Genomic DNA, 15,303 nt, shown 5'->3' on the forward strand with positions numbered 1-15,303 from the left:
ATGTAAACCGCAGTTGCCCGCACCGTGGAAAGTTCAGGGCGTACTGCATAACCAAACCAATACAAATGTATAGAATTTATACCACAAACCGGGGTATGGCGCTAAGGCTGTACCGTAAACTATTGCTAGTTATGCGACTAACCACCGTGATATTAATAGCATCCCTGATGCAGGTCAGTGCAGCAACATTTGGCCAGCGCATTACAATGGATAAAAAAAAAGCATCCCTTGAGGCAGTGCTGAAGGAAATCCGCAAGCAGAGCGGCTATGATTTTTACTACGATGGCAATGTGCTTTCATCGGCTCCGTCAGTTAACATCAGCTTAAAAAATGCCAGTCTGCCCGATGCCCTGCGTGTGGCGTTAGCGGGACTGGACATTACCTATACCATTAAAGGAAATATCGTGTCCATCAAAAAGAAGGCCCCCAGCTTTCTGGATAAGGTACTTGGCGCTTTTGCAGATATTGACGTACGCGGAACAGTGGTGGATGCGGATGGGAATGCGCTGAGCGGTGCCACCGTTAAGGTTAAGGGAACCAATCGCGTAGTAGTTACCGATAATAACGGCGAGTTTAACTTCAGAAATGTAGATGAAAATGCAGTTCTCGAAATTTCCTACCTGGGCTATCGTACCCGGGAAGTTAAGGTAGCTAAAAACATGCCCCGTATTTCACTGGAACTTTCCAGTGGTGAACTGAGCGAAGTATTTGTGATCTCGACCGGTTACCAAACGCTTCCGAAAGACAGGAGTACCGGTTCTTTTGCACATGTAGATGCGGGAAAAATGGCCCAAAAAAGCACCGGCATGAATGTGGTAGACCGCCTGGAAGGCCTGGTCCCCGGACTTGCTGTAAATTACGGTCAGGGTAACGACAAGCTGGTGCTGCGGGGCGTGAGTTCTGTCAATCTTAGCCGTCAACCTTTAATTGTACTGGATGGTGTGCCTGTAGCCGAATACCGTAACATAGAATCCCTGGTGAACCCGGCGGATGTGAAGGATATCACTGTCTTAAAAGATGCAACAGCAGCATCTATATGGGGTGCGCAGGCTGCAAATGGGGTAATTGTGATTACGACCAAATCAGGGGAATACAACAGCAGTAAAATTAATATCGCTTACGATGGCTTTGTTTCCTTTAAAGGAATGCCAGATTACAGCAGCTTAAACCTCATGTCGGGCCAGGAGTATATTGCTGCTGCCAAACAACTGTTCCAGAACAGCAATTACCTTACCGCATTTCCTTTCAATACAGTGAATGCCTTTAGTAACGGAAATTATCCCCGGATATATCCGCATGAAAAGATCTTCTACGATCTGAAAGCCAATCCAGGTACAGAGGCGCTTGCCAATCAGCGCTGGGATTCCCTGGCCAATTTATCCAACAGGGAGCAGATCGATAAAAATTTTTATCAGCAGGCCATGCTCAGTTCACACAGTGTAACGCTGTCTGGTGGGGGCAGGTTCAATAAATTCTTTGGTTCGCTGGCCTATAGCAGGTACGACAATGCCGACAAATCGACACGCGACAGGTATAACTTTAATTTACGGGAAGAATGGAAACTGGCCAAATGGCTTACGCTGGATCTGACCGGTAATATGTCGTACGAGAAAAACCGGGTGCTGAACAATATCTCTTATCCAACGCCTTTTGTAAGCGGTTTGGATAACTATGTGCCTTACGCACTTTTTGCAGATGGAAATGGAAAACCTTTGTCGCATAGTTATTTATATATGACTGATGCTTACAGAAGTACTGCAGAACAGAGAAGCAAGATCAGCCTTGACAACGTTCCTTTAAATGAGTTGAATTATAACCGTAACGACAACAGTGTTTTGGCAGCCAGGGTAAATGCTGGACTAAAAGTGAACCTGTACAAAGGGCTTAGTTTTACAACCCGGGGCCAGTACCAGAAAACTATAGACGATGGTTACAATTTTTACGATCAGAATGCCTATAGGGTACGTTTGGAGGTTGTGCAGTTTACACCGATCCCTGCAGCGGGAGCCGAACCGGTATCTCTTTTGCCAAGAACAGGCGGGCATTATGCTACCAATAAGTTAAATGTGACCGCCAGGACCATCAGGAACCAGCTCGATTACAATCTGCAAACCGGTGATCACCAGATTACGGCACTGGCCGGACAAGAGGTTAAAAGTACACTTTTTGATGCGACCCGGACCTTAACCAGGGGTTATGATTTCCAGACGCAGACCTATACCGCCTATAACCAAAAAGATCTGGAGAATCCTGGTATTCCTGCTACCGGCGCTACCGGTGCAATATTACCAGCGGGAACGAGCAGCAGAAACACCCTTAGATCGGTACCAATTACCAGGGCCGAAGATGAATTTCGCTTTATTTCCTTTTATGGAAATTTAGCCTATGCGTACAAGAACAGGTATAATTTTAATGGGAGTTTGCGCTACGATCAGTCTAACCTTTTCGGTAAATCCAAAAGCAGCCAGAATAAACCCATCTGGAGTGTGGGTCTGAGCTGGAACATGGATCGGGAGGATTTTTTCAAGTCTGAGCTGATCAGTAAACTGATGTTAAGAGGTACTTACGGTATTGCAGGTAATTCGCCAGCTGTGGGCAAAGGCGGGGTTGCCGATGTCCTTTATGCCAGCAACAGTCCAACTTATGCCGGCCTGGGTACAGGATATGTGATCATCAGTCCGGCCAATAACCGCCTGGTATGGGAAGAAACAAGGTCTTTAAACTTAGGTGTTGATTTTGAATTGCTCGACCAGCGGATTTCGGGAACAGTAGATTATTACAGCAAAAAAACACCTAATTTGCTGGGTGATCGTCCCTTAGATCCAACAACCGGCTGGACCAGCGCTTATGGTAATTTGGGGGAAATGCGCAACAAAGGGGTCGAAATTTCAATCAACAGCAGAAACATCAGCCAGAATGAGTTCAGCTGGACAACCAACTTTAACATTTCCCACAACAAAAATAAAGTGGTTTCTTTAAAGCGGCCTGTTGCGTTGACGGTCGATTCGAAGACAAACGGTGGTTTTATTGAAGGCTACTCTGCCTACAGCCTGTTTGCCTATAAGTATGCAGGTTTAAATGCCGACGGAAACCCAATGGTATATAAGCAGGATGGCAGTACCGGTATGTTTACCAACCAGCTGGCTTTAGCCGATACCTATTACCAGGGAAGTACGCAACCCTTATGGTATGGGGGGATAACCAATACCTTCCGCTACAAGGATTTTACGCTGTCGGGCCTGATTGTGTATAATCTGGGTAATGTAATGCGTGCTGATGCGAACCGGTTTTATTCAGGAAGGCTGCTTGGCAATATCCAAAGCAATTTTAACGAAAGGTGGCAGAACCCTGGCGATGAGGCAAATACCGATGTGCCTAAATACATCCCAAGTGAAACCACAAGCCTCAGCCAAAGGACCACGTCTTTTTATAACCGGAGCGATGTCAATATCATCAGCGCTTCTTATATACGCCTGAGGGACCTGACCTTGTCGTACGATCTGTTCAAATCAGGCTTGTCTAAACTGCATTTGCAAAAGGCCAGGGTATATGCCCAGGTCACCAATGTATTGCTTTGGACAAAAAATGACAGGGGGATAGATCCGGAGTACTACGATTTGTCGCAAGGAACGAGGTTAAAAGTTAACCCGGCATTTTATACCCTGGGGCTAAACCTTTCTTTTTAATGATCAGCAAAAAATATATTCCAATGAATATTTCAATGAAAAAAATAGCGGTGCTCATCCTAATCTGCACTGTATTTACAGGATGTAAAAAATTCCTCGAGATAGAACCTAAAGGAAAAGCCCTGGCCAAAAAAATAGAGCATTACAACGGTCTTTTCAACAATTCCTTAATCAATAATTTTCAGAATTTAAGGATAACGGCCACCACCAATGCAGTAACAGGTGAGCTGGGCTTTTCTTTCAGTCTAATGGGCGAGGTAGAAGCCCCTTTTTATATGTCTGATGACATGATAGCCAATCCGGCTACTTTCCAGAACTTCAGCCTGATCAATCAGAACAGCTACAAATGGGCCGATAATATTTATTTGCCCGAAACCAACGCTTCAGAGTGGGGTGCCTTTTATTCACATAACTATGTATACAATGTAATAGTCAATGGGGTAATGAATGCCGAAGATGGTACCGAGGCAGAGAAAAAGGCTTTGCAGGCAGAAGCCAGGGTAGCCAGGGCTTATATGCATTTTTGGGCGGCCCAGTTTTTTGCCAAACCCTTTAGCCAGGCTACAGCTGCTACAGATCCTGGGGTGCCAATTGTAACGGAAGCGGATACTGAAACCAAAGGCTTTAAACGGGCTTCAGTAAAAGAGGTGTATGATTTCATTACCACTGAAATTACCGGGGCAATCCCCAGCTTAAATCCCAATACCATAAACAAAGGAAGGATAGGGCAGCTGGCTGCTTACAGCATCCTGGCAGAAGTTTATTTCAATATGGGAAAATACCAGGAGGCACTTGCTCCCCTCAATAAAGCATTTGAGCTGCTTGGCTCGAGCAAAGTGCCCATTTCATTGTACAACTACAACACCAAAGTTAATGATTGGTACAATGCACTTGCCCCAAACTCTGGTCTGGCTGGTTTTCCAACTCCTTTTGACAGCTTTGAAACCATTTTTGCAAAGCAGAGCACTGCCCCGCTTTCCAGCGCGTTCAGTAACCTGGTTATGCTGACCCCTGAAACATATGCGTTATTTGGAGCAGATGATCAGCGCAGAAAAGCATTTAGCGATAAGAGCCTGTTTTCTTCTTCAGTGCAGTTGCCGGGTTATCAGAGAGCAGCTCCTTTATCTGTAAACCTGGGGCCAACACTGCCTAACCTGTACCTGATGAAGGCAGAATGCGAGGCACGTGGCGGACAACTTACAGATGCAGAAAATGACCTGGAAACTTTACGGAAAAACCGCATGCCTGATGCGACAGCACAGGTGCAATATACAGGACAGCAGGAGTTGGTTAAACTCATCCTGCGCGAACGTATCCTTGAATTTGCGGCCACCGGCAGAAGGTGGCTCGATATGCGCCGATTGTTTGATGATACCCAATACAATAACATCCGCGGAACGCGGACAATAGGAGGACAAACCTATACCTTAAGCAAAAACCGCTTAACGCTAAGAATTCCGCCGATGATCCTGAACTTTAATCCATCTATGCCCGATAACCCATAAACCATGTCAGTTAATTTAATTAAGTTAGTGAGTATAGTGCTGATCAGCATAGGCCTGCATGCGCAGGCTTATGCTGCCAGCCAGAACATCCCCGGGGATACCGCGGTAGTAAGGATAAAAAGTAAGGATACTACGAACTATCCCGTAAGGTTGATGTACAGCCCGAACAACGAATCCAAATTTGTTTTAAGTGCGAAACCCATTAAAGGTGTTTACGAATTCCGTTTGCCTTTAAAGGGCTACAGTAGAGCTGTGTTATACATTACCTCTGTCCATAATCTGATTAAATCGGGCAAGAGCTTTGTTCCGCAACCTGCCCCGCAGTTCCTGATCAAAGGAGGAACAGCGGTTACTGTAACAGCAGATTTTAACAATCCGCTTGACCTGTCGCTGAAAGCCAGCGATGCTGAAATCAGGTTGTACGATAGTTATGCTGCCAAAGAACGGCAAACGCACCAGCAGATCTGGGCACAGACCAAAATCAAATATTCGCAGTCAGCCGGGACTGAAAAAGTACACCAGGCAGAAGCGGAAATAGCCGGTTTGTCGGCCCAACTGAAGGCCTTTAAAAAGCAGTTTACAGCGCAACACCGCAATACCTTTTCGGCATTGATGGTATTTGAAAGCTATTACACGGAACTGGGCAATGAAGCGGCGTTTAAGCAGTTAAAACAAATGGCAACAGTCTATAAGGATAGTCCGGAATGGAAAGCTTTATATGCAAAACTGGACGCAGCCAATGCGACTGCAAAAGGCGCTGTTGTCCCGGCGTTTGAGGTACAGGACATCAATGGCAAGTCCTTTAACTCCCGGAAGCTGGAGGGCAAATACCTGCTGATCGATTTCTGGGGAAGCTGGTGCCAGCCCTGCAGGGCCAGTCACCCCGAACTAAAAGCCATTTACGAACAGTACAAACCAAAAGGACTGGAAATATTGGGAATTGCTTTTGAAAGCGGAACTATGGAAAATCAGCAGAAGCAATGGAAGAAGGCAATAGCCGAAGACCAGATCAACTGGATACATGTGCTCAATACAACAGAAAATAACCTGGTAAAGCTTTTCGGCATCAGTTCTTATCCTACAAAAATCCTGGTAGACCCTAAGGGGAATATCCTGCTCCGTACCAGCGGGCATAGTGATGAACTCAAAAAGCTGCTGGAGACTGCCCTGGGCAGCAAAACTTCTGGACTGGTTTCCTTAAATAAATCTGTTGGCAGGGATAACCTTTTGAATTACCTGAACCAGAAACTAACAGAAAATACCATGGAATCTAAAGCAATTTTGAAAGCAGAGGCCGAGGCCCTGATGCAAAGTGCAGATGAAGAGAACCTGCTGCTGGCATTAAAACTTTATAAAGCAATGGGCAGTGCCGATACTGCTGCGGCTGTAGAAAAGGGAATGCTTAAAAAATTTCCGAAGGGGGTAATGGCGCGCGATCTGGCCTATGACAAGATTTTTGGGGCAAAACCGGAGCCTCCTATAGCCGAAGTTGAAAAGAGCTATTTAAACTGGTTGAAGGCTTATCCGGCCGCTACCTATAGTGCAAAACAGCAGGAACGCTATAATTTTGCGCTTTTGACCCTTGTGCAGCGTTTTTCCAAGGCCGGAAATAAAGAAAAAATGGACCATTACCTGGACCTGTTGCAGGAACCGAACTTAAAAGCCGTAGCCTTGTACAATGTGGGCAAAGATTTTATGGACCGCAATCAGGTTTCTGCTGCTGTACAATACCTGGGCCCTGCTTTAAAATTAAGCAGGGAAGCTAAGGTTTCGACCGATCCAAAAACGAGGAAGGGCTTTGCAGCTATGTACTATGGCAGCATCGTAGATACCTATTCGTCAGCGTTGTTGTCATCCGGAAAGTATAACGAAGTTGTAAAGCTGACGGCCGACTTGCTGGAAGAATACAATTATACGGGCATGAACTGCCAGCAACTGGTATTGACACTGGCAAAGGCCAGGGTGAGCAAAGGAGAAAAATTATATGCTTTTCTGGCGCTGGACAGGTACCTGAGGGCAAATCCGCAGACGCCACCAGTGCTGGAAATGGCCAAAGACCTGTACACCATGTTAAATGGAAGCAATGCTGATTTTGAGGAATACCTGAGCGGTTTACTTGCCGGAAAACAAAAGCAGCTGACCGATCATTTAAAAACAACAATGGTTAAGGAAAAGGCGCCTCTGTTTTCGCTTTATAACCGCAAGGGGCAATTGGTTAACCTGGCCGATTATAAAGGCAAAGTGGTTGTGCTCGATTTCTGGGCTACCTGGTGTGTGCCTTGTGTGCAGTCTTTTCCGGGCATGCAGGCCACAATTGACCATTATAAAGACAACAAGGATGTTGAATTTTTATTCATCAATACCTGGGAAACCAAAGCTGGTTTTGAAAAGAATGTGGAGGAGTTGATGGACCAGCACCATTATACCTTTAATGTGCTTTACGACAAGCAAGGCAGCGAAAATAAAGAACTGGCAGTGAAACAATATGGTGTAAAAGCCATCCCTGCAAAATTTGTGATTGATAAAGAGGGCTTCATCCGGTTCAGGGCAAGTAACAGCCGTACAGATAAGGCTTCTGTACTGAACGAGCTGTCGGCCATGATTGATATCGTTTTGAAAGAATAACCTACTAAACCAGATTTTTATCGACTTTACCATGCAAAATCATTTAAGAATACAGATATTGGCCAGGCCAATTTGATAGCTTATTGGCTGAGCTTTTTTATAAATGATTGAATTAACGCAAAAATTCATCAGTACTACAGTTTTAATAATGTTGCTTTTCTGCAGCATTAGTGCTTACGCACAAAATAACAGACGGGTTAACGGCAGTGTTGCCGATAGCAGCAACACTGCCGTTAAAGATGCCAATGTAATACTGATCCTTGATAAAGACACTTTACGTACAACTACCGATGACTACGGAAATTTCAGCTTTACAAAGATAAAGGCCGGATCTTTTGTGCTGGGGATCAGCGCCCTTGGGTATAAAGTTTTTAAAGGAAACTATTCTTTTGGCGACAAAAAAGTATTGAAACTTGGAGAACTTGTACTGAAGCAGGATGCGCAGACACTCAAAGAAGTGGTGATACAAGGCAAACCAAATCCGGTAAGGGTAATGCAGGACACCGTTGAGTATAATGCCGGTGCTTACAACGTGCTGGAAGGCGATAATGTGGCCGATCTGTTGAAGCAACTCCCGGGGCTTGATGTGGATAAGGATTACAACGTTAAAACCATGGGTAAGGAGATGACTAAGCTGAGGGTAAATGGCAAAGATTTTTTTACCAGTAATGTGAAGGATTTTATTGCCAGGCTACCGGCTGGTATTGTATCTAAGATCCAGGTTATTGACGACTTTGGGGATGAGGCAAATTTTACAGGAATTAAAATGGGTGAACCTGTTAAAATGCTGAATATCGTAACCAAGCCGGGGATGAACAATGGCAAATTTGGCCATGCAAACCTGAATAGCGGAACGAATGACCAGATTGGAGGTGGCGGAAACATGAACTTATGGAAAGATACCAGGCAAAGTAGTGGGGGGCTGAACTACAGAACTTCGAACAACGGCGCCGGAACAGCGCAGTCTATGCAGCTGAATGCTTCTCATTCCGATCGGGTCAATGAAAAATTGAATTATGGCGTAAATTACAACTATGGCCGCAATGGAAATGCCTTTAGCAACGAAAGAACTGTAGAGACTTTAAATCCTGCGGGTACTTTTTACAATAAGACCTTGGGCAATGGCGAAAACAGGAACAACAACCATGGCCTTGGCGCGAATCTCAATTACAGGACTAAAAAGATTTTCCTGGATGGTGGCGTACAGGCCGGCTATAATGATGGCGAAAACAACAGCACTTCATTAAACAACCAGTGGGGAGTAATTAAACAAGACTTTAACAACGTTAACCAGTCGGCCAACAGATCACCAAATGTTAGTGCCAGCCTGAATTTATCCAAACTCATGAAAAAGAAAGGGAGCAGCTTATCGGCCAACTTTGGTATTTCCAGTTCTTCCAGCCATTCCGATCAGTTGATTAGTACCAATACCCTGTATTACGATAAAATAACCCAGCGTTTAGAAAAAGATTCCCTGCTGAACAGGAACCTGATTACCGATAACAACAACCAGAATTTTAGTTTTGGTTTCAGTTACAGCATGGCTTTAAAGAAACCAAAAGATACCTTGGCCATCCAAAGGTTAAGCTTAAACTATAAACTCTCTGCAGGCAGAAGCGCAGGCACCGTGCAAACCTATGTATTAGATAGCCTGGGCAAGCTGCCGGCATTTGTAGATTCATTGAGCACCGATTTTAATTCTGTATTTATTAACCAGAGCATAGGTTTAAATTATGGGTATACCAATAAAAAGATGCGTTATAGTTTCGGAGTGAATGCCAGCCCCAATTTAATCAGCAATAATTATCTCCATTTGGGGCAAAAGATCAGGAATAACAGCCTGAACTATTCACCAGGTATTAACCTGAGCCGAACCTTTGCCAAAGGCAAATCCCTAAGCCTTAATTATAACGGCCGAAACACCAACCCTGCGATAAACCAGTTAAGGCCGATCAGAAATGCTGAGAATTTACAAAACACCGTAATTGGTAACCCCAACCTGAAACCTTCATTTAGTCATGGTGTTAACGCCAGTTACAACTATGTAAACATTACAACAGGCGCCTCTCTGCAAACGGGACTAAGTTTTAGCACTGTACGAAACGAGATTGTGAACAATGTGTTGCTGATAGCTGATACGCTAAATAGCTTAAAACAGGAAACGCGTTACGAAAACACCAACGGAAATTACGATGCGAACAGCAATTATGCATTAAACCTGCCCTTTAAAAAGAATAAATATTCGGTTTCCTATTCCGGTAGTTTCGGCATCTCTAACAAGGCTGTTTTTTTTAACAATAAAAAGGAGTTTGGTAAGGGCCTTAATGCTGCCCAGCGTTTGAATGCAACATTTAATTTAAAGCGGGTAAGGGCCGGGGCCGGGGTAAGTTATAATTTCAGTTCAAATAACAATGCCCTGAACCAGAATTCTATAGCCGATGTACTGGGTCAGGTAAATGGTCGGGTTTTATACCGGAGCCACAGCTATTCTGCCAATATGAACGGTTCCCTGAATTTAGATAAGCTTACGCTTGATACCTATCTGAATTATAACCTAAGTAAAAACAGGGGAGAGGGACTCAGCGATAATTTTAAAGATGTTCAGCGACTTTCTATGTCCTGTTCGGGCGTATGGAGGTTTAAAAAGACCTGGCATTTGAATTTTAGCGGCACAAAAAGCATCAATTCGGGTTATGCTATGGCCAACACCAATCCTTTTATCATCAATGCGGGCATCAGCAGAAAGTTTTTCAGAGACCAGTCGCTTAGTCTGAACGCCAATGGTAACGATTTACTGAACCAGGGAAATAACCTGGGCCGGTCTGTTTCGGGCAGTTCCATAATAGATCAGCGTACAAACCAGGTTACCAGGGTATTTACTTTTGGATTGAGTTATAACATCTCGAGGTTTGGCGGCAAGGGCTTCAGGGTTGATCCGGACTGGTAGTTTTTTTTGTTCTGAAGAAATGTATAAGATTGCGGTACAGGCCCCTTTATTGTTTTTTTAGCCTGGGTGTTTTATGTCAATCCCCAGATTTTCAGGTGTATTTGGGCTTTATCCATTCTCGTATTAAATTCCGGCTTCGGTGCCAAAGGTGATGCAAAATTGATTGATAACTGTTATTTTTATATTATGTTGAAGATTATAAATGTTATCCTGATGCTTGTGGCCGTATTTATGGGGCTTAAACAAGGCTATGCAATGTTTTCGGTAAAACCGGAAATGCTGGAAATGTTCGGTAAATGGGGTTTTTCAAAAGCCGGTATTATGATTAATGGAGCCGTCACGATGATTGCCGCGGTATTGATTTTGTTCCCCAAAACTTTTGTATGGGGCAATTTTATAATGGCTGCGGGAATTTTGCTGATCATCTGTTTAGACCTGTTGGACAAAAATTTAAAAGGTGCAGCTATTGAACTGCCATTTTTATTGCTTAACCTGGTCATCATTTACCTGCAATATCCTTTTAAGAATTAGTATGCACACAATCTTGCCCTTTTTACTCTTGATGATTGCGGCCATTGTGCTGCTGGAAATATGGGCCGACAAACTAAAAATTGCTTATCCCATATTGCTGGTGGTAGCCGGATTGGTCATTAGTTTCATACCCGGACTGCCTGTCATCAAGATCAACCCTGATCTGATTTTTTTTATATTCCTGCCGCCACTGTTGTTTGAGGCTGCCTGGTCTATCTCTTTTAAAGAGATGAAGAAATGGTGGCGCATTATTGGCAGTTTTGCTTTTCTGGTGGTATTCTTTACGGCTTTGTCTGTAGCTCTGGTTACCAATTACTTTATTCCGGGCTTTACCATAGCACTGGGTTTTGTGCTGGGTGGTATTGTTTCGCCACCTGATGCAGTAAGTACCGGTGCGATCATGAAATTTGTAAAGGTCCCCAGATCAACTTCGGCCATTCTGGAAGGGGAAAGCCTGTTGAATGATGCTTCTTCACTGATCATTTTCAGGTTCGCGGCGGTTGCTGTTGGTACGGGGCAGTTCATCTGGCAGGATGCCTCACTCAGTTTCTTATGGATGGTGCTGGGCGGTGTAGGCATTGGTTTGTTATTGGGTTGGATATTTGTTCAGGCGCACAAAAGACTTCCCACAGATGCACCCTCCGATACTGCATTTACACTAATAGAACCCTATTTTATGTACCTGGTAGCCGAGCAGCTGCACAGCTCGGGTGTATTGGCGGTAGTAAGTGGGGGGCTGTTTATGGCTAACAGAAGGTTGTTTTTTCTGAACAGTACCAGTCGCATTAAGGGCTCAAGTGTTTGGGAGAGTTTTGTGTTTATTCTTAACGGTATTGTTTTTCTGATCATTGGTCTGTACCTCCCCGAGATTGTTGCAGGGCTGCGTGCCGATGGAACGCCACTTTCTACGGCAATTGGCTACGGAGTGATGGTAACCGGAGTCTTGATTGCTGCCCGGATCATCAGTTCCTATGGCGCAATGATTGCAACATTGATCTTTCGCCGATCTGTAATGCCTCATGCGGGCTCTAAAAGACGGCGATTTATGATGCCGCTTTTACTAGGCTGGACGGGCATGCGGGGGGTGGTTTCGCTTGCTGCGGCGCTGGCTATCCCGGTTACTTTGGATGGCGGAGATGCTTTCCCTCACCGGCACCTGATTTTATTCATCACCTTTGTGGTGATCCTGCTTACGCTGGTGGTACAGGGGCTTACCCTGCCTTATTTCATCAAACGCAGCAGGCTGTTTGACGCCTACGCTGAAAATACCGAAGAGGAGACCGTCAAAAAGATGAAAAGAGGTTTAAGGTCACATGTGTATAAATACCTCAAAGATAAATATGAGGGCGAGCTGCAGGATCATGCGGGCCTGCAAAAGATCCTCAAGCATTGGGAAGAAAAGTCGAAAGCTGCCGATGAGGACGAATGGCTGGACAAAAAAACGATAACTGTATTTATGGAATTGCTGGAATGCCAGCGGGAGTACCTGGCTGAGCTGAATAAAGACCCGGCTATTGATGAGGAAATTATCCGGCGGCAATTGTACCAGATTGACCTGGAAGAAGAGCGGCTGAATATTCTAATGCCAAAATCATAGCATTTAAAGCCAATATTGTTGAATCTGGTGATGGAAATACCTTTAAATTTGAAGGTGAATACACATTTGAATTTGAAAATATGAAAAGATTGCTTACAATTTTGTTGTTAATCTCAGGTACTGTTTCGGCACAGCAGACCATTAAACCCTACGGTGCGCTCCCTTCAAAAAGGCAGCTGGCCTGGCATGATATAGAAGTTTACGGACTGATCCATTTTACACCTACTACTTTTGAAGATAAGGAATGGGGGTATGGTGATGCCGATCCGAAAATTTTTAACCCGAGTAACTTTGATGCTGAGCAAATTGTGAGGTCGGCAAAAGCTGGTGGAATGAGGGGGATTATTCTGGTGGCCAAGCACCATGATGGTTTTGCACTTTGGCCTACCAAAACAACGCCCTATAATATCAGTAAAAGTCCTTTCAGAAATGGTAAGGGCGATTTGGTTAAAGAGGTACAGCTGGCTGCCCGGAAATACGGCTTAAAGTTTGGCGTTTACTGCTCGCCCTGGGACCGCAACAATCCTCAGTACGGAACGGCAAACTACCTGGCCATTTATCAGGCACAGCTAAAGGAACTGTACAGTAATTACGGTCAGCTTTTTATGAGCTGGCACGATGGAGCCAATGGTGGCGATGGTTACTATGGCGGGGCGCGTGAAAAGAGAAGCATAGACAATACGGTTTATTACGACTGGAAAAATACCTGGGGTATTACCCGGAGAATGCAGCCAATGGCGAATATATTTAGCGATGTGGGGCTGGATGTACGATGGGTAGGCAATGAAAAAGGAACGGCTGCCGAAACCAGCTGGGCTACCTTTACCCCGATGGCTCCTGAAGGCAAAAACGAAGCTGTTCCGGGACAGGCTAATTATCCGCAAAGTCCTGAAGGCATCAGGAATGGTAAATTCTGGATGCCGGCAGAATGCGATGTGCCATTGAGGAAGGGTTGGTTTTATCATGCTAAAGAAAAGCCCAGGAGCCCCGAGGCCCTTTTTGACCTTTACCTTAAAAGTGTGGGGCGTGGAGCCGGACTGGATCTTGGTTTAGCACCCGATACCCGTGGGCAGTTGCACGAAGACGATGTGGCTTCGTTAAAGGATTTTGGCGCTATGGTTAAAACAACATTTGCCAACAACCTGGCCAAGGGAGCCGTTATTAAAGCCAGCAATACCAGGGGTGCCAAATACCATAGCGCTTTGTTGTTGGATGGCAATAAACAGACTTTCTGGGCAACTACTGATCCGGTGCATCAGGCAAGTCTGGAAATGGACCTGAAAGGCCCTCAGACTTTCGATATCATCAGTTTACAGGAATACATCCCGCTAGGGCAGCGCATAGAAGGCTATAATATCCAGATATGGGAAGGTAATGCCTGGAAAACGGTTTATGAAGGTAAAAGCATAGGTGCAAAAAAACTGGCAAAACTGGAGCAGCCGGTGACTACAAATAAATTAAAGCTGAACATTACCCAATCGCCTGTATGCATTACACTTAGCGAATTTGGCTTGTATAAGAAAGCAGGTTTTTAAGTTTAATTACAAAATAGCTTACCTCCAATTGTAAATATTGGAATAGATTTGCAGGATACTTATTATTCAATGGAAATCGCTGGCTATTTTTCGTCAATCTTTATCGGATTGTCACTAGGGCTTATTGGCGGAGGGGGGAGCATCCTCACCGTGCCTGTACTCGTTTATCTGTTTAGTATAGATGCGGTTCTGGCTACTGCCTATTCCCTGTTTGTGGTGGGTACTACGAGTGCGATTGGTTCTATATCCTATTTTAAAAAGGGATTGATCACCGTAAGAACGGCCATGATATTTGGCATCCCTTCTATTGCGGCTGTTTTTTTTACCCGAAGGTACGTTGTACCGGCTATCCCTCAGGAGGTTTTCAGCATTGGGGATTTCACCGTAACCAGGAGCATTTTACTGATGGTACTTTTTGCGGTTTTAATGATTGTGGCGTCTTACAGCATGATCAGACAGCGTAAACTGGCTGATCTGGAAGAAGAAAATACGGAACCCAATTACCTGCAGGTTTTTGTACAAGGGCTTTTGGTAGGCTTTGTAACCGGCCTGGTAGGTGCCGGCGGCGGATTTCTGATCATCCCGGTATTGGTTAACGGATTAAAAATGCCGATTAAGAAAGCTATTGGAACTTCCCTGGTGATTATAGCGCTGAATTCCTTATTTGGGTTCTTTACTTCTTTTGGCAGCAACCTGGTAGACTGGGCTTTTCTGCTGCGCGTTACGCTGATTGCCATGGCCGGTGTTTTTATAGGAACCAGCATTTCGGGCAGGATAGATGGGAAAAAGCTGAAGCCTGCTTTTGGCTGGTTTGTGCTGGTTATGGGGGTTTATATCATCATCAAAGAGATCTGTAAGTAAAAAAATCTCAAAAAAA

At 44.7% G+C, this 15,303-nt stretch carries 8 protein-coding genes; all 8 read left to right on the plus strand.

All coding sequences use genetic code 11. From position 1 onward, the window contains the following. Nucleotides 1–65 precede the first annotated feature (65 nt). The 8 genes from ABIE26_RS03355 (at nt 66) to ABIE26_RS03390 (ending at nt 15,287) form a co-directional block, all read left to right on the plus strand. Entirely contained in the window at nt 66–3,686 is a 3,621-nt protein-coding gene (locus ABIE26_RS03355; protein WP_310140013.1) for a SusC/RagA family TonB-linked outer membrane protein, read from the plus strand. Between the two features lie 35 nt (nt 3,687–3,721). After that, nucleotides 3,722–5,191, plus strand: coding sequence for a RagB/SusD family nutrient uptake outer membrane protein (locus tag ABIE26_RS03360; protein WP_310140011.1), 1,470 nt, complete (start codon nt 3,722–3,724; stop codon nt 5,189–5,191). 3 nt (nt 5,192–5,194) lie between these two features. Continuing rightward, nucleotides 5,195–7,816: a TlpA disulfide reductase family protein gene (locus ABIE26_RS03365; protein WP_310140010.1), complete on the plus strand. Its 2,622-nt coding sequence runs from the start codon at nt 5,195–5,197 to the stop codon at nt 7,814–7,816. Nucleotides 7,817–7,919: 103 nt separating this feature from the next. After that, nucleotides 7,920–10,763 (plus strand): TonB-dependent receptor, encoded by a 2,844-nt coding sequence (locus tag ABIE26_RS03370; RefSeq protein ID WP_310140009.1) that lies wholly within the window; start codon nt 7,920–7,922, stop codon nt 10,761–10,763. Nucleotides 10,764–10,949: 186 nt separating this feature from the next. After that, nucleotides 10,950–11,294, plus strand: a complete 345-nt coding sequence (locus tag ABIE26_RS03375) for a hypothetical protein (protein WP_310140008.1) — start codon at nt 10,950–10,952, stop codon at nt 11,292–11,294. Between the two features lies 1 nt (nt 11,295). After that, a complete protein-coding gene (locus ABIE26_RS03380) occupies nt 11,296–12,891 on the plus strand; it encodes a Na+/H+ antiporter (RefSeq protein ID WP_310140007.1) in 1,596 nt (531 codons plus the stop codon). Nucleotides 12,892–12,971: 80 nt separating this feature from the next. Next, on the plus strand, nt 12,972–14,426 hold the full coding sequence (locus tag ABIE26_RS03385) for an alpha-L-fucosidase (RefSeq protein WP_310140006.1): 1,455 nt from the start codon (nt 12,972–12,974) through the stop codon (nt 14,424–14,426). A 69-nt stretch (nt 14,427–14,495) separates the two neighbouring features. Continuing rightward, nucleotides 14,496–15,287, plus strand: a complete 792-nt coding sequence (locus ABIE26_RS03390) for a sulfite exporter TauE/SafE family protein (RefSeq protein WP_310140004.1) — start codon at nt 14,496–14,498, stop codon at nt 15,285–15,287. Nucleotides 15,288–15,303: the final 16 nt, after the last annotated feature.

This window comes from Pedobacter africanus (assembly GCF_040548825.1).
In the GTDB taxonomy this organism is placed as follows: domain Bacteria; phylum Bacteroidota; class Bacteroidia; order Sphingobacteriales; family Sphingobacteriaceae; genus Pedobacter; species Pedobacter africanus_A.